At 62.7% G+C, this 15444-nt stretch carries 18 protein-coding genes and 1 tRNA gene; 13 read left to right on the forward strand and 6 right to left on the reverse strand.

Going from position 1 to position 15444, the window contains the following annotated elements:
• Nucleotides 1-24 precede the first annotated feature (24 nt).
• On the forward strand, nucleotides 25-525 hold the full coding sequence (locus tag ABLE86_RS21815) for an NUDIX domain-containing protein (protein WP_348781100.1): 501 nt from the start codon (nucleotides 25-27) through the stop codon (nucleotides 523-525).
• Here the strand turns inward: ABLE86_RS21815 and ABLE86_RS21820 are convergent, their stop codons facing one another.
• Nucleotides 526-1515 (reverse strand): glutathione S-transferase family protein, encoded by a 990-nt coding sequence (locus ABLE86_RS21820; protein ID WP_348781101.1) that lies wholly within the window; start codon nucleotides 1513-1515, stop codon nucleotides 526-528.
• 270 nt (nucleotides 1516-1785) lie between these two features.
• Here ABLE86_RS21820 and ABLE86_RS21825 point away from each other — a divergent pair, with 270 nt between their 5' ends.
• The 6 genes from ABLE86_RS21825 to ABLE86_RS21850 all read left to right on the forward strand — a co-directional run bounded on the left by ABLE86_RS21825 (nucleotide 1786) and on the right by ABLE86_RS21850 (nucleotide 6492).
• Nucleotides 1786-2307, forward strand: coding sequence for an N-acetyltransferase (locus tag ABLE86_RS21825; protein WP_348781137.1), 522 nt, complete (start codon nucleotides 1786-1788; stop codon nucleotides 2305-2307).
• A gap of 62 nt (nucleotides 2308-2369) precedes the next feature.
• Nucleotides 2370-3131: a 3-hydroxyacyl-CoA dehydrogenase gene (locus ABLE86_RS21830; RefSeq protein ID WP_348781102.1), complete on the forward strand. Its 762-nt coding sequence runs from the start codon at nucleotides 2370-2372 to the stop codon at nucleotides 3129-3131.
• A 35-nt stretch (nucleotides 3132-3166) separates the two neighbouring features.
• Complete coding sequence (locus ABLE86_RS21835; RefSeq protein ID WP_348781103.1) at nucleotides 3167-4315, forward strand: CaiB/BaiF CoA-transferase family protein; 1149 nt, start codon at nucleotides 3167-3169, stop codon at nucleotides 4313-4315.
• 16 nt (nucleotides 4316-4331) lie between these two features.
• On the forward strand, nucleotides 4332-5129 hold the full coding sequence (locus ABLE86_RS21840; RefSeq protein ID WP_348781138.1) for a HugZ family protein: 798 nt from the start codon (nucleotides 4332-4334) through the stop codon (nucleotides 5127-5129).
• A gap of 128 nt (nucleotides 5130-5257) precedes the next feature.
• Nucleotides 5258-5626 carry a metalloregulator ArsR/SmtB family transcription factor gene (locus ABLE86_RS21845; RefSeq protein ID WP_348781104.1) on the forward strand — a complete coding sequence of 123 codons (369 nt, stop codon included), beginning with the start codon at nucleotides 5258-5260 and terminating at the stop codon, nucleotides 5624-5626.
• Nucleotides 5627-5682: 56 nt separating this feature from the next.
• On the forward strand, nucleotides 5683-6492 hold the full coding sequence (locus tag ABLE86_RS21850) for an RNA methyltransferase (protein WP_348781105.1): 810 nt from the start codon (nucleotides 5683-5685) through the stop codon (nucleotides 6490-6492).
• On the opposite strand, the gene ABLE86_RS21855 is transcribed toward ABLE86_RS21850, so the two are convergent.
• On the reverse strand, nucleotides 6481-7575 hold the full coding sequence (locus ABLE86_RS21855; RefSeq protein WP_348781106.1) for a hypothetical protein: 1095 nt from the start codon (nucleotides 7573-7575) through the stop codon (nucleotides 6481-6483). The two genes, ABLE86_RS21850 and ABLE86_RS21855, sit on opposite strands and share 12 nt — an antisense overlap.
• 112 nt (nucleotides 7576-7687) lie before the next feature.
• Nucleotides 7688-8224, reverse strand: a complete 537-nt coding sequence (locus tag ABLE86_RS21860) for an EipA family protein (protein ID WP_348781139.1) — start codon at nucleotides 8222-8224, stop codon at nucleotides 7688-7690.
• Between the two features lie 365 nt (nucleotides 8225-8589).
• On the opposite strand from ABLE86_RS21860, the gene ABLE86_RS21865 reads away from it, so the two are divergent.
• Both ABLE86_RS21865 and ABLE86_RS21870 read left to right on the forward strand, forming a co-directional pair.
• Complete coding sequence (locus tag ABLE86_RS21865) at nucleotides 8590-9219, forward strand: histidine phosphotransferase family protein (protein ID WP_348781107.1); 630 nt, start codon at nucleotides 8590-8592, stop codon at nucleotides 9217-9219.
• Nucleotides 9220-9412: 193 nt separating this feature from the next.
• Nucleotides 9413-9778, forward strand: a complete 366-nt coding sequence (locus tag ABLE86_RS21870) for a response regulator (RefSeq protein ID WP_348781140.1) — start codon at nucleotides 9413-9415, stop codon at nucleotides 9776-9778.
• A 97-nt stretch (nucleotides 9779-9875) separates the two neighbouring features.
• On the opposite strand, the gene ctrA is transcribed toward ABLE86_RS21870, so the two are convergent.
• Nucleotides 9876-10571, reverse strand: coding sequence for a cell cycle two-component system response regulator CtrA (ctrA, locus tag ABLE86_RS21875; protein ID WP_348781108.1), 696 nt, complete (start codon nucleotides 10569-10571; stop codon nucleotides 9876-9878).
• A gap of 440 nt (nucleotides 10572-11011) precedes the next feature.
• Here ctrA and ABLE86_RS21880 point away from each other — a divergent pair, with 440 nt between their 5' ends.
• Nucleotides 11012-11389, forward strand: a complete 378-nt coding sequence (locus tag ABLE86_RS21880; RefSeq protein WP_348781109.1) for a flagellar export protein FliJ — start codon at nucleotides 11012-11014, stop codon at nucleotides 11387-11389.
• A 398-nt stretch (nucleotides 11390-11787) separates the two neighbouring features.
• Here ABLE86_RS21880 and ABLE86_RS21885 read toward each other — a convergent pair whose 3' ends face one another.
• On the reverse strand, nucleotides 11788-12063 hold the full coding sequence (locus ABLE86_RS21885) for a DUF1153 domain-containing protein (protein WP_128628601.1): 276 nt from the start codon (nucleotides 12061-12063) through the stop codon (nucleotides 11788-11790).
• A 263-nt stretch (nucleotides 12064-12326) separates the two neighbouring features.
• On the opposite strand from ABLE86_RS21885, the gene mnmA reads away from it, so the two are divergent.
• On the forward strand, nucleotides 12327-13511 hold the full coding sequence (gene mnmA, locus ABLE86_RS21890) for a tRNA 2-thiouridine(34) synthase MnmA (RefSeq protein ID WP_348781110.1): 1185 nt from the start codon (nucleotides 12327-12329) through the stop codon (nucleotides 13509-13511).
• A 107-nt stretch (nucleotides 13512-13618) separates the two neighbouring features.
• Here mnmA and ABLE86_RS21895 read toward each other — a convergent pair whose 3' ends face one another.
• Nucleotides 13619-14572, reverse strand: a complete 954-nt coding sequence (locus tag ABLE86_RS21895) for a Gfo/Idh/MocA family oxidoreductase (RefSeq protein ID WP_348781111.1) — start codon at nucleotides 14570-14572, stop codon at nucleotides 13619-13621.
• Nucleotides 14573-14811: 239 nt separating this feature from the next.
• Between ABLE86_RS21895 and ABLE86_RS21900 the strand changes: the two genes are divergently transcribed.
• Nucleotides 14812-14888 (forward strand) — tRNA-Met (locus tag ABLE86_RS21900).
• A 244-nt stretch (nucleotides 14889-15132) separates the two neighbouring features.
• A complete protein-coding gene (locus ABLE86_RS21905; RefSeq protein ID WP_348781112.1) occupies nucleotides 15133-15408 on the forward strand; it encodes a hypothetical protein in 276 nt (91 codons plus the stop codon).
• Nucleotides 15409-15444: the final 36 nt, after the last annotated feature.

Here is a 15444-nt window from a genome sequence, read left to right on the forward strand (position 1 = left end):
TTTCTACCCGCCGGTTGCAGCTTGATGTCTGGCGACGAGAGCAATGGCCGCCTCCAGCAGAGAGGTTGGACGCAGTTGCGCTCGCGCCTGTTCCACCTCTATTTCGTGTTGCGCCGCCCAATGACACTCGGCGTTCGCGGCTTAGTTTACGACAAGCCGCGGGACGCCGTATTTCTTATTCGGCACACCTATGTGCCCGGCTGGCAGCTTCCCGGCGGCGGCGTGGAAACCGGCGAGACGATGCTTGAAGCGCTGGAGCGCGAGGTCTGGGAGGAAGGCAATATCGCCTTCACCGCACCGCCATTGCTCAAGTCGGTGCATCTCAACAGCCACGCCAGCCGACGCGATCACGTCGCCCTGTACCTGATCGAAGCCTTCAGCCAGGAAACCCCGAAGCTGCCGGACCACGAGATCGCGGAAGCGGGCTTCTTCCCGCTTGCCAGCCTGCCCCAGGCAACGACGCCGGGAACGCTGAGGCGCATCGCCGAGGTGTTCGACGGCGTGGCGCCATCGCCCTACTGGTGATCAGGCCGCCTTGCGGAAGCGGTCGCGGTCATGCGCGGCAAGCAGGTCGATCTCGGGCCCGACCGGGATGATCCGCGTCGGATTGATGGTGACGTGGCTGCCGTAATAGTGCGCCTTGATGTGCAGGAAGTTGACCGTGCCTGCAACGCCCGGCACCTGGTAGAGATCGCGCAGGTAGTTCGACAGGTCCGGATAATCCGCGATGCGCCGCTGGTTGCATTTGAAATGCCCGACATAGACCGGGTCGAAGCGCACCAGCGTGGTGAACAGCCGCCAGTCGGCTTCGGTCAGCCGGTCGCCGACAAGATAGCGCTGCCGTGAAAGCCGCTGCTCCATTTCGTCAAGCGCGCCGAAAAGCTCTCCGAACGCCTCCTCATAGGCCGCCTGCGTGGTGGCAAAGCCCGCGCGGTAGACGCCGTTGTTGATCGCCGGATAGACAATCTCGTTGACGGCGTCGATCTCCTCGCGCAACGCTTCGGGATAGAAGTCGAGCGAGGCATCACCCCATTCGTTGAATGCCGCGTTGAGCATGCGGATGATCTCGGACGACTCATTGGAAACGATCGTCTGCTGCTGCTTGTCCCACAGCACAGGCACCGTCACCCGACCGGAATAGTGCGGATCGGCTTTGGTGTAGATCTGGTGCAGATAGTCGAGGCCGTAGAGCGTGTCGCCCGTGGCGCCGTCCTCGGCAAGGAACGTCCAGCCGTTCTCGCCCATGAAATGGTGCACGACCGACACGGAGATGATGTTCTCCAGCTTTTTCAGCACCCGGAAAATGAGGGTGCGATGCGCCCAGGGGCAGGCCAGCGAGACATAGAGGTGGTAACGGCCCGGCTCGGCCTTGAAGCTGCGCGTCTTGCCGGGCGCCGGCCGCCCGTCAGGGCTGACCCAGTCGCGCCACTGCGACTGGGAGCGGACGAACCGACCGCCCGATTCCTTGGTGTCGTACCAGCGGTCCACCCATTTTCCGTCTACCAGCAATCCCATGTCATGCTCCTTCGCTTCTCGATCCTATTTAGTGACGAAAGCGCCGGCGCGGAAAGCCCGGGCGCGGAAACACTTCGTCAATGCGGTGCGCACGCGTGAATGTCGGATGGACGCGGGACAGATTTGATGCTAGCGGACGTTCCGATGGCAAACGTCTTTGCACATATCCGGTTCGACCGACGACGAATCAGCGCCCGCGCTTAACCAGCGCGGACAGCGAGCGCCGCTGCGCGCGGCGATTAGTCTTCCCTCGACCGGACTGCAATGACGATGACTCTTGCCGTGACCTATATGCCGGAACTGCCGGCGCACGATCCTGAAATCGATGCCATCAACGAGGAGGCCTTCGGGCCCGGCCGCTTCACGCGTGCCGCCTACAAGATCCGTGAAGGCGGCCCGCACGACCGCCAGCTTTCCTTCGTGGCACTGCATGACGGCATCGTGATTGCCTCGGTGCGAATGACCTGGATTGCGGCTGGCAAGGGCCGCGCGCTGCTGCTGGGGCCGCTTGCAGTCAGGCCGTCGTTCAAGAATATCGGCATCGGGCGCAGGCTGGTGGCCATGGCGCTGGAGGCGGCAGAACAGGCGGGCGCACCTTCGGTGGTTCTCGTCGGCGACGAGCCCTATTATGGCCCGCTCGGCTTCAAGAAAATCCCATATGGCCAGGTCGCCATGCCGCGGCCGGTCGACCCCAATCGGCTGCTCGCAGTCGAGATTCGGCCAGGTGCCGTGGCCTTGCTTGCAGGCGATGTCTGCCATGCCGACTTGGTCGACGGGGTAAGCCAGCACTAGCCCTGTTGCGCGGCCGCGCAGGGCTCCGTAGCATGGGGCAGATAACCGGAGAGGTGCTCCCCATGAACCCCAAGGACCAGATTGCAATCGTAACCGGTGGCGGCTCGGGGCTGGGCGAGGCTACCGCGCGGACACTTGCGGCTCATGGCGTCAAGGTCGGCGTTCTGGACATCGGCATCGACCGTGCACACAAGGTGGCAGCCGATATCGGTGGCGTAGCCGTCAAGTGCGACGTGGCCAGCGCCGAAGATGCAGAAAAGGCCATAGCCGAAGTGACCGAGAAACTCGGCACGCCGCGCATACTGGTCAATTGCGCCGGCATAGCGGTCGGCATGAAGACCGTCGGCAAGGATGGGCCGCACCCGCTCGACGTCTACCGCACGGTGATCGAGGTCAACCTCATCGGAACCTTCAACATGATCCGCCTGGCGGCCGACCGCATGGCCAAGCTCGACCCGCTCGAAGGCGGCGAGCGCGGCGTGATCGTCAACACTGCATCGGTGGCCGCGTTCGACGGACAGATCGGCCAGGCCGCCTATTCGGCATCGAAGGGCGGCGTGGTGAGCATGACGCTGCCGGTCGCGCGCGACCTTGCCCGCTCCGGCATCCGCGTCGTGACCATCGCGCCGGGCATCTTCAAGACGCCGATGATGGCGGGCATGCCGCAGGAAGTGCAGGATTCGCTGGGCGCGGCCGTGCCCTTCCCGCCCCGCCTCGGCGAACCGTCGGAATATGCCGCGCTCGCGCTCCACATCGTCGAAAACCAGATGCTGAACGGCGAGACGATCCGGCTCGACGGCGCGATCCGCATGCCGCCGAGATAGACTGCGAAAATGAATTCCGCGCAGGCGATTGCGACATGAAGGGACCGCTTGCCGGCTTGACGGTGGTGGAACTGGCCGGGCTCGGCCCCGTTCCGCTGGCCGGGCTGATGCTGGCGGAAATGGGAGCGCGCGTTGTCCGTATCGAGCGTCCGGCCAATGATCGCGCCTTCCTTCGCCTGCCGCCACAATACGACCTCGACCGCCACGGCCGTGAGATCCTCACGGTCGACCTCAAGCGCTCGGAAGGGGCCGAACTCGTGCTGCGGTTGGTGGAGCGCGCCGACGTGCTGATCGAGGGCTTTCGGCCTGGCGTCATGGAACGGCTCGGCCTCGGACCGGAAATTGCCTGCGCGCGCAACCCGGGGCTGATCTACGGCCGTCTGACCGGCTTCGGCCAGACCGGCCCGCTGGCCTCTCGCGCCGGCCACGACCTTACCTATCTCGCCTATTCCGGCGCACTCCATGCGATCGGCCACAAGGGCGGCAGGCCGGTGCCGCCGCTCAACCTCGTGGGAGACTACGGCGGCGGCACGATGATGCTGATCGCGGGCCTGCTGGCGGCCTTGTTCGAGCGCTCCCGCTCCGGCAAGGGCCAGGTCATCGATGCGTCAATGATCGAAGGCGCCTCCATGCTTGCCGCCCCCTATTTCGGCTTCATGGCCGCGGGCATTTGGAACGAGCGGCGCGGCGACAACCTTCTCGATTCCGGCACGCCCTTCTACGACACCTACGAGACCGCCGACGGACGCCACATCGCCGTGGCCTGCCTGGAGCCGCATTTCTTCGCCGAATTCGCGCGCCTGCTGCCGCTCGATGCCCGTTTCGTGACGGCGCAGTATGACAGAAACGCCTGGGAAGAAATGCGCGCTGCGATTGCCGAACAGGTGGCACGCAAGAGCCGCGACGAATGGTCGGCGGTCTTCGAGGGAACCGAAGCCTGCGTGGCGCCGGTGCTTTCGTTCAGCGAGGCGGCACGCCACCCGCACAACCGCGCCCGCCAGAGCCATATCGAAGCCGGCGGCTTCGTTCGCCCCGCGCCTGCGCCGCGCTTTTCGCGTACCGCTGCAGAACCTGCGGGCGCACCGGCCGGCGCCGCCTGCGATGCCGCCTCAATCCTTGACCGCTTCGGTTTTTCAGAAGCGGAGGCGGAGGGACTTGCCAAGGACGGCATTGTCGGCAAATAAGTCGACAGTGCTTGTCATGATTTGCGAGGGTTTTGCCGTGGCTGGTGGGGAGAAGAAAAAGGACGGCGTACTCGAGACCACGCAGGAGGCGATCACGCTCGGCAAGACGCTGCTGCGCACCGCCCGCCACGGCGCCGTTGCGGTGCTGGAGCCGAATACCGGCGCGCCGCTGGCAAGCCGGGTCGGCGTTGCCAACGACATTGACGGAACGCCGCTGATCCTCATCTCCATGCTCGCCGCCCACACGCCGGCCTTGCTGGCAGATCCGCGCTGTTCGCTGCTGCTCGGCGAAGCCGGCAAGGGAGATCCGCTGGCCCATCCGCGCATCTCGCTGGCTTGCCGGGCCGTGAAGCTGGAGCGCGGCACGCCCGAGCATGAACGGGCGCAGCGCCGCTACCTGAACCGCAATCCGAAGGCACAGCTTTATGTCGGCCTCGGCGATTTTTCCTTCTTCCGGCTCGACGTGCAGGGCGCAAGCCTGAATGGCGGCTTCGGCCGCGCCTACAATCTCACCCGCGCCGACCTGATGACCGAAAGTCCCGCTCTGGAAGCGCTGGCCGAGAGCGAACAGGGCGCGCTGGACCACATGAATGCCGACCATCGCGATGCCATCGACGTTTATGCCCGCCATTTTGCCGGCGCCAGCGGCGACGGCTGGACGCTGACCGGCCTTGATCCGGAAGGAATGGACATCGCCTCCGGCGACACGATCAAGCGCATATTTTTCCCGCACAAGTTGACGGATGCCGGCGAATTGAGAAAGATGCTGGTCGACATGGCCAAGGCTGGGAGAAGTGCAGGCACGCCAAGCTAATTTGTCGTTCGGAATGCTGTCGCGAGCACGCCGAGCGAGACGCACGCCGCCAGACGCCGGCTAATAGAAGACAATCGACGTTATCTGCCCCCGTAACGTCCACCACCGAGAATTTGCGGGGGGCACTAATGCTAACAAAACCTGTTATCGAACACGCTGGCGCGGCAGCGACACTTCTTTCTCTTCTGGGGAACAAGAAGCGTCTCATCATCGTCAGCCACCTGCTGAGCCGGGGTGAGATGTCTGTGGGGGCGATAGCCGACCATGTGGGGCTGAGCCAATCGGCATTGTCGCAGCATCTGGCCAAGCTGCGCGGTGCCGATCTGGTGGAAACCCGCCGCGACAAGCAGACGATCTATTATTCCTGCAACTCGGACGCCGTGCGCCGCCTGCTGAGCACGCTCGACGCCATTTTCAATGAGGCAGATGGGCAGATGCCGGCGGCCCCGATCATCCTGGAAGAGAGCCGGCTGCGTGAGGGCGACCTGAAGACTTGACCAGTCTCCGGCCAGGTCGTTTAACGGCCGTCTCCCGATCAGCGGCCGAGGCGGCAATGCAGCTTATACGAATCGACGACCCGGCGGACCCGCGTGTCGCCGCCTATATGAACATACGCGAGCGCGACCTTGCCGGCCGGCAGGGGCTGTTCGTAGCCGAAGGCAAGGTCGTGCTGAACGTGCTGTTTTCCGCGCAGCGCTTCGAGGCCGAATCGGTGCTGCTGCTGGAAAACCGGCTCGCCGGCATGGGGGACACGTTGCGGCTGGCTCCGCCGGACCTGCCCGTCTACGTGGCGTCGGGCGAAGTACTCGACCGCATCGCGGGCTTCCACATGCACCGCGGCGTCCTGGCGATTGGGCGCAAGAGAGCGCATGAGCCGATTGAATCCGTGCTGGATGCCCTGCCCCGCCAGGCTCTGGTCGTGGTGCTTGTGGGCATTTCCAATCACGACAACATGGGCGCGATCTTCCGCAACGCCGCTGCCTTTGGGGCAGACGCCGTTCTTTTGGACGATACGTGCTGCGACCCGCTCTATCGAAAGGCGATCCGGGTTTCAGTGGGCGCCGCGCTGAAAGTACCATTCGCGGTGGCGGCAACCCCAAACGAACTCATCGAAGCTCTGGCGAACAGAGGTTTCCAGCAGGTCGCACTGTCGCCGCGCGGCAAGGTCGAGTGCCGCGACATGAAAAGGCCGCCGCGGCTGGCAGTCTATTTCGGCACCGAGGGCGACGGCCTGCCGGAGCAGATTCTGGGACGGCTGCGGACGGTGCGGATTGCCATGGCGCCCGGGTTTGACAGCCTGAACGTCGCCGCCGCTTCAGCGATCACGCTGCATCACTTTGCCCAGCCGGCATCAACCGGCTGATGCCGCCTTGCGCAATGCCTTTACCCGATCTGCCAGGCTGATCGGCCTGTCGGGGCCATCGAACTCGACGGCCGGATTATCGAGCGCCTTGACGATCGGCGAGTCCGGGCCGTCCAGCATGGCCGTCAGGCTGACCATTTCTGCGGCCAGTTCGTTCATCTGCTCTCGGAGCCGTGCGCTGTCGCCGTCCCCCGCGACCGTGGCCGGGGATGCGGTGGCAGTATCCTTGGAAGCCTTGAGGCGCTTGTTCTCGCGCGCCAGCGCGGTCAGCCGCTCCTCCAGCCGATCCCGATCGGCCGAAAGCTTGGCGACCGCCTGGTCGACGTCGCCATCCAGCACAGGCGCCTTTGAATGGGCGGCTGCCTTGCGCTTTTCCTCGCTGCTGGCGAGCTTGGACGTCAAACGCTCGATCTTCTTTTCCATGTCGTTGGCCCGCTTCCTTTCGGCTTTCGCCTCCTCGCGCGCGGTTCTGGCGTCCAGCGCCATCGCCTGGGCGCGCGCCTCGGCCTCCTTGCGCTGAGCCTTGAGCTGCAGCACCGTTTCGGCGAGTTTCTCGTTTTCACTTTCGCGCGCCACGAGCTCGATCTGGCGCGTGCTGGAGGCGAAACTGGCCTCGTCATACATCGCGCCAAGCTTCTCCACCTCAGCGGCATTCATCGCCTGCGCGCTTTCGGCTTCCGCCAGCCTGGCCGTCAGGTGGCGGATTTCCTCGTTCCGGGCCGCAAGGTCGGCGCGGAGGGCTTCGGTCTGCGCCTCCAGGGTCGCGATTGCCTGGCTCTTCTGGTCACCCGCGGCGGTGAGCGCCTTGATCTCCTCGAGCCCGCGGCCGATGTCGACCATCTGCGTGGCGGTGCGGTCGCGCAGCGAGGACACCGTCATCTCAAGCCGGCGGACCGCCATGGCCGCTTCGGCGCGAACATGATCCTTGTCGGCCTGGATCTCGGCGGGTGTCAGCGGCATGGTGGCTTCGATGCGCTTGCGCGTCAGCCTGGCCGCGCGCCGCAGGGCCGCAGGCGCAAACAGCGCCACGACGAAGCCGGCGCAGAGGAAGCCGAGAACAAAGAACAGGACCGACTGGATCACGCTACATTATCCGTTGCGGGCGAGCACGCCTCCACACCCTCAATTTCTCTGCCACAAGCGTGCCCCGCGAGCAACGTTTGCCGCAGAAGTCAGCGAGATCCGTAGGCCGCCCCTAGAACGGATTCCAGGTCGGCTCCGAGGTGAGCTTCAGATAGCCGAGATTGACGCCAAGGCGAGCGCCGACGCCCGTGCGGACCGGAACCAGCAGAATGTTGTTGTTCTTCAGCACATTGAAGCCGAAGCCGGCCACGATATAAGCAGCGCCGGAAACGCCGCCGAAGCGCCCGTACAAGCTGGAAATATCATCCAGATTGTATACGAGAATCATCGTGCGCGACCCTTGCCCGCCGAAATCCCAGCCGAGGGAAGGCCCTTGCCAGAACACTTTGTGGTCGCCGGCATTCTTCGTGTAGAGCGTCCCCTCGCCATAGGTCAGCCCGCCGATCAACGCGCCGGAGCCTTCCTCGCCCAGGATGTAGCCGTTGGGCAGGCCATAGGAGGCGAATATCTTCTCGACGGCAGATGCCAGGCCGCCGGAGGTCGCGCCGAAGAAGCGATGCCCGGAATCTACAATCTCCTGGGCCGAATATTCTTGCGCGCGCGCCGCCGATGGCGAAAAGGCCAGGAGGCTCAACACCGCAAGAACCATTGCGATCGAACGATACAGGACCCGGTCGTAACTTGTGAAAAGCATGCTTTCAATTCTCCGTCCGCGAGCACTCTCGCTGACGCCTCTGCCGTGCGGCTCTTTGGCGGCCGCTTCCGCATTCGATTATCCGCAAATTATGCCCCAAACGTTTTCCAACCATTAAGCTTGGCCAGAAGAAGGCAGATCGAAGGCAGGTACGGCACAAAGAAGCCTTTTCCACCGGAAGCCTGGCCTACGCAGGCGCTGATGACAGGAACTCCCTCCCTGCCGTCCCAGACTGTATTATCGGCGTTCAAAATGATTCGTCTGAGGCGGCGCGGCAGCCCAGCCGGCGCCGGCAATATTTTTTCGAGGGGATTCCTACCATGGCCGACACCTTTGCCCTGTCCGCGCCCGACCTTGCCGCGCTCCTGTGCAGCCGGGTGTGCCACGACATCATTTCGCCGGTCGGCGCCATCAACAACGGTTTGGAACTTCTCGATGAAGGCGGCGCCGACGAGGATGCGATGAGCCTCATCCGCACCAGCGCGCGCAACGCCTCGGCCCGGCTGCAGTTCGCCCGCATCGCCTTCGGCGCAGCCGGTTCGGCCGGCATGATGATCGACACGGGCGACGCTGAAACGGTTGCCACCGCTTTCCTGAAGAACGAAAAGCCCGAGCTCACTTGGACGGGACGCCGCGCGCTGCTGCCCAAGAACAAGGTAAAGCTGCTGCTCAACATGGTCCTGGTGGCGAACGCCGCCATCCCGCGCGGCGGAAAGATCGACGTGACGCTCGACGACGTCGAGACGGAGCCGAAGTTCTCGATCAAGGCCAGCGGCCCGATGCTGCGCGTGCCGCCGAAATTCCTCGAACTGCATTCCGGCAGGACCCCGGAGGAGCCGATCGACGCCCACGCCATCCAGCCTTACTACACCCTGCTTCTGTCTCGCGAGGCCGGCATGACCATATCGATCCACGCAACGTCGGAAGAGATCGTCTTTGCGGCCGCCTGAGCCGGAAAACAGCACCACGCGTCAACTAACTGGAATGCCTCCGCAGTGCGGGGGCATTTTGCATCTGGGGGTGGGCCCGCGCTGGTGCTTTACCCAAACTTTACCCAACCAATTGTCCGCTTTTTTACCCTCTCCGCCCTAAGGTGCCGTCACATTGCAAGGCATTCGGCTGCTGGGAGCTTCGGAAATGGAATTGAAGCGCTGTCTGTTCGTTGACGATTCAAACGTCGTGCGCAAGGTCGCCAGGCGAATCCTGAGCGGTTCCGACATGCTGGTGATGGAGGCCTCCACCGGCTCCGAGGCAATCGACGCCTGCGCCACCGAGATGCCCGACATCATCGTTATCGACGGAGCCCTGCCCGACATGCCCACCGACATGGTGATTCGCCGCATCCGCGCCCTTGAAACGCCGGTGAGGCCCCGAATAGCCGTCTGCCTCGTCGAACTCGACATCAGCGCCATCATGCGTGCCAAGCGCGCCGGCGCGGACGACTACCTGCTCAAGCCGTTCGATCGCTCGCAACTGCTGGCGCGGTTCCGCAACCTCGAAGCCGCCTGAACGCGCAAGTTCCCTGCGGATCTGGCGCCCTGCCCTGAAATGCAGAGACCCGGCAGAGCCGGGTCCAGCAAGGCAACATTGCGAAAAGAGGATGCGATCAGGCGCTTTCGCGAATTTCCTCGGGCTCGCGCAGCACATAGCCGCGGCCCCAGACGGTCTCGATATAGTTCTGGCCACCGGAAGCGGTGTCGAGCTTCTTGCGCAGCTTGCAGATGAAGACGTCGATGATCTTCAGCTCGGGCTCGTCCATGCCGCCATAGAGATGGTTGAGGAACATCTCCTTCGTCAGCGTCGTGCCCTTGCGCAGCGAAAGCAGCTCGAGCATCTGGTATTCCTTGCCGGTCAGATGCACGCGCTGGCCAGCCACCTCGACGGTCTTGGCGTCGAGATTGACGACGAGGTCGCCAGTGGTGATCACCGACTGCGCATGCCCCTTCGAGCGACGCACGATGGCGTGAATGCGCGCGACCAGTTCGTCCTTGTGGAACGGCTTGGTCATGTAGTCGTCGGCGCCGAAGCCGAGGCCGCGTACCTTGTCCTCGATGCCGGCCATGCCGGACAGGATGAGGATCGGCGTCTTGACCTTCGAGAGCCGCAGCGTGCGCAGCACCTCGTAACCCGACATGTCCGGCAGGTTCAGGTCCAGAAGAATAATATCGTAGTCATAGAGTTTGCCGAGATCGACGCCCTCTTCGCCGAGATCCGTCGTGTAGACGTTGAAGCTCTCGGACTTCAGCATCAGTTCGATGCTCTGTGCGGTCGCACTATCGTCTTCAATCAGCAGAACACGCATTTCAATCCCCTTTTCTGCCGCCGAACCGCTTCGCCAGCTTTCGGCGCCGCGGCAGTGATTGCCTGGATCACAGGCTGTCATCGAATGGTTAACAAAACCTAATTTTTCGTTTCATGCAATATCGGTTTTTTAACCCTCGTCTACACCCCATTGAATCTAAACATGAATCGCGAGGCCAATTCCTAAAGCGTCACATTAACAAATGACAATAAGCGCCGCTGTGGATTCCGCTTCCGATCATTAGCTTTCGCGACTGGATTTTTACCGCCCCTTAAGCCCTGCCCCGTATGATTAACAACGCCCGTAAACGAATGGTTACCGACGCGGAGAATCTTAGGACTTTGTTTCCTATCGTGTCGCCACACCAGAGCCTTCACCGATGGTCGGGCCTGAGAGAAGCGGTTTGATTGGGATGTGCGCGTGTGCGGGAGTATCGAATAATGAAGTCACGTGAAAACCTCGTTAGGCTGAAGCAGTTTCAGGTGAGCGAGAAACGCCGCCAACTCATGCAGCTCGACATGATGATCGCGGAATTCGACCGAATGGCCACCGAGCTCGAGCTTCAGATCGAAGCCGAGGAAAAGAAGGCCGGCATCACCGACATCAACCATTTCGCCTATCCGACCTTCGCCAAGGCGGCGCGCCTGCGCCGCGACAATCTCAAGAACTCTAAGTCCGATCTGATGCAGCAGAGGGCCGCTGCCGAATCATTACTCGACGAAGCTGAAGCGGAGCTTTCCAAGGCCGAGTTGCTGGAATCTCGCGACGGCAAGACGCGGGACGTCGCGGCGACTGGCCGCAGCGCCATGATCGGCTGACTGCCAGTCAGCCGCGCCCGCAAACGGCCGACCGGCCCCTGTGTTCCGGGAAATATCTGACTGCCACCGCGTCCGGCGCCAAAGTTCGGGAGCGGACGAGAAACCGCAGGGTTTAAGCCCCTGGTTGCCAGCGCAATCGCGCTCAGGCGCAGTTCGAACTTGGCCTCAGTGCCCACAAGCGGCACACCCAGATTTTTAAGAATCTACACCGGCCAAACTGATCGTGGCATCAGCAACACGTCAGCCGTCTCGCGCGTGGAGCGGGAGCGCCGTCAACCAGCGGTCGAGTCATCGCCGCGTCGCCACATGAAACGGCCGGACCCGAGGGCCCGGCCGGATAGGTCTTCGCAATGAGAGCCGCCGAAAGGCTCAAACCTTCGACGGCGCCTCTGTGCAACTCAGTGGCGATATTGCTGAATGCGAGTGGTGCGCAATCCGGCAAGGCCATATTCATCGATGGAAGCCTGCCACGAGAGAAACTCTTCCGTGGTGAGCTTGTAGCGCTGACACGCCTCATCGAGGCTGAGAAGCCCTCCCCTCACGGCTGCCACCACCTCGGCCTTGCGCCGAATGACCCAACGCCGGGTGTTCGACGGTGGAAGATCAGCAACCGTAAGCGGGCTGCCATCCGGCCCAATAACATATTTGACGCGCGGTCTAACCAGATCGGTCATAGTACTCTCTACAAAACTCAAAGACCCAATCGGAACCACCTTATCGCCCTAGCTTTAAAAATTGCCTAAATCCGGAGCCGGCCTTGTGTATTGTTCGTAAACCATTTGTTAGCCATAAAACTTGCTCACCGGCAGGGCGCCGGCCGCCGCCCCTCGGCCGCAACGTTCCAAGCCGGGACGCCAAAGGTGGCGCTTGCGCCTTGCTTGACCTATATTCCGGTCGTTGGCATGAACCCCGCAAAAGCTGAAACGGACTTCTTTCGATGAACAGCCTGGACCTGCCCGGACGGCCTGAAGACACCCGCGTCGTGGTTGCGATGTCGGGCGGCGTCGATTCCTCCGTCGTCGCCGGCATCCTCAAGCGCGAGGGCTATGACGTGGTGGGCGTGACGCTGCAGCTCTACGACCACGGCGCGGCCACGCACCGCATCGGCTCGTGCTGCGCCGGCCAGGACATCGATGATGCACGCCGGGTTTCCGAGACCTTGGGCATTCCTCACTATGTGCTCAACTACGAAGAGCGCTTTCGCAAGGCCGTCATCGATCCCTTCGCGGAGAGCTACGTTTCGGGTGAAACGCCGATTCCCTGCGTCTCCTGCAACCAGACCGTGAAGTTCGCCGACCTGCTGGAAACCGCGCGCGAGCTTGGCGCCGATGCCTTGGCGACAGGCCATTACATTCGCTCCCGACCCAATGGCGCCCATCGTGCGCTCTATCGGCCGGTGGATGCCGACCGCGACCAGAGCTATTTCCTGTTTGCCACCACGCAGGAGCAGATCGACTACCTGCGCTTTCCGCTTGGCGGCATGTCCAAGCCGGAAGTGCGCGCCATCGCGGAACAACTCGGCCTGTCGGTCGCCAACAAGCACGACAGCCAGGACATATGCTTCGTGCCGCAGGGCAAATATTCCGACATCATCGCAAAGCTGAAGCCGGCAGCCGCCACGCCGGGAGAGATCGTCCACATCGACGGCCGTGTGCTGGGCAAGCACGAGGGCATATTGCGCTATACGATCGGCCAGCGGCGCGGAATCGGCATCGCATCGGGCGAACCGCTCTATGTCGTTCACCTCGACGCAGACAGGGCCCGCGTGATCGTGGGTCCGCGCGAGGCGCTTGAGACGCACAAGATCTATCTGCGCAACATCAACTGGCTCGGCGACACGCCGCTGAACGAAATCGCGCCGGAAGGCGTGGAGCTTTTCGCCAAGGTGCGCTCCAGCCGGCCGCCTCGCCCCGCCCTGCTGCACAACCGCGACGGTGTCACCTGGGTCGAGCTTGGCGATGGCGAGTCCGGCGTGGCTCCCGGGCAGGCCTGCGTCCTTTATGAAGACGACGGCAACGATGCGCGTGTGCTGGGCGGCGGTTTCATCGAACGGTCGGAGCGCGGCGCCGAAGCCGAGGCGATGCTTTCGAAGCTGGCTTCGACGCCGGTGGCGGCGGAATAGCCGTTAAAGCAGGGCGCGGGGTTTCCACCGGCGGTCGGCCGCACCGCAGATTGCAATAGGCTTCAAGTTGGCTTGAACGGTGGCCGGGTTATCCGGCCGCCTTCGCATCAGCCGTGCGTGACGGAACCTGCCGTAAGAATCCGCAGGACTGTTATGGCCTCCTCGCCGCCAGTCAGCGGCGGCTGACGCGTCTGAATGCACGACAGGAAATGTTCCAGTTCGCGCGTGAGGGGCATGCCTTCCTCGACATCGATATAGGTGGGCTCGTTGGCAGTGAAGGCCCACTGGCCGCTATCCTGCCACACCGCGTGGCGATAGACCGCGAGCTTTCGTTCCCAGGGCTCGACATCGTCGAAAACCGCCATTGCCCGAGTGCCGACCACCGTCAGGCGGCGCTCGCGATAGGGATTGAGGCGCGAAGCGAACAAATGGCTGCGCAAACCATTGGGGAAGCGCATGTGCAGATGAGCAAAATCGCTGAGATGGTCGAGCAGGGCTGCGCCCTCGCCGCGAATTTCCACGGGCTCAGCGCCGGTGATCGCCAAGATCATCGAAAGGTCATGCGGCGCCAGGTCCCACAGCGCGTCGTTCTCGGTGTGGAATTTTCCAAGCCCGAGCCGGTGCGAATGAATGTAGCGCACCTCTCCGAGCTCGCCCTGGTCTATCAGCGCCTTCAGCTTCTCGAAGGCCGGATGGAAGCGCAGGACATGACCCACCATGAAAATGCGCCCATGCGCGCGGGCTGCCGCGACCGCGCGCTCGGCATCCGCCACGGTGAGCGCGATCGGCTTCTCCACCAGAACGTCCTTGCCGTTCTCGACCGCCTTGATCGCGGCTTCGGCGTGGAACTGCGGCGGCAACGCCATGACAATGGCATCGACGTCAGGTCGCGAAAACAAGGCGCCCGGGTCGATGGCGAGGCAATCCTGCTCGCTGGCAAAACCCTCGGCGCGCGCACGGTTGGCGTCCGAAACCGCGTGGAGGGCGCCCAAAGCCTTTAGGGTACGGATGTGGTTGGAGCCCCAATATCCGCACCCCAGAACTGCAATTCGCGGTTTCATCGATTTTTTGAACTCAAAGAACAAGTGGGGGGAGACATAACGGCGCGCCGTTTCGAACTCAACCCCCGGGCTCTCCATCGATTCCGCCAAGCGGTGCCGCCGCATGGAAAAATCGTCAACAGACCCCGAACTAAGCTGCTTGACAGGGTGGGCAGCACCACCTTATATCCGCCCAGCCTTAGCAAAGCGCTTCGAAACGCCCAGCCTGTTGCGGCGGATTTCAAGCATTCTGCTGCGGGGGCGGAGTAGCTCAGTTGGTTAGAGCAGAGGAATCATAATCCTTGTGTCGGCGGTTCAAATCCGTCCTCCGCTACCATCAATCCCCCCGACAGACCTGATGCAGTGGCATGGACAGCCGGGGGTGTGGCGTTGAATGCCATCCAAGGACTGCGAATCTCGACGGTCGGCTCCTTGCGCCATCCATCCGCTTTGTGCACCACCACACTGTCCAGAAAGAACCGGAACGCTTCTGACAGAGCGTCGTCACCCTCCATGTCGCCGCGCTCCATCATTGCGCGCAACTCTGTTGCGCAGATCAAGACCTTCTTTAAGGCGGCAGGGTGAATGTCGATCACGTTATCCGGCTGCTCGTTGCCGAGGTCGGCCAGTTTGTTCTCGATCTCCGTCTTCTTTGCATGTGCCGATTTAACACGCTCATCGAGCACCGACTCAACGCCGATGCCGCGCATGAGCAGGTCAGTGAGCTTCTCGACCTCATGGTTCAATTCACCCAACCGCCGCTCCAGTTTCGACCGCTCGCTGATTTGGCCGCCCAACTCCTTTCGGGCCTCGGCCCGCGCATTCTTCAGAAGCACATTGATGTCCTCGGGCGATGAAAAGAGCCCAATGACCCTGTCGATTACCTTGCGCTC

The sequence above is a fragment of the Mesorhizobium sp. KR2-14 genome, from assembly GCF_040049255.1.
Taxonomy (GTDB): domain Bacteria; phylum Pseudomonadota; class Alphaproteobacteria; order Rhizobiales; family Rhizobiaceae; genus Pseudaminobacter.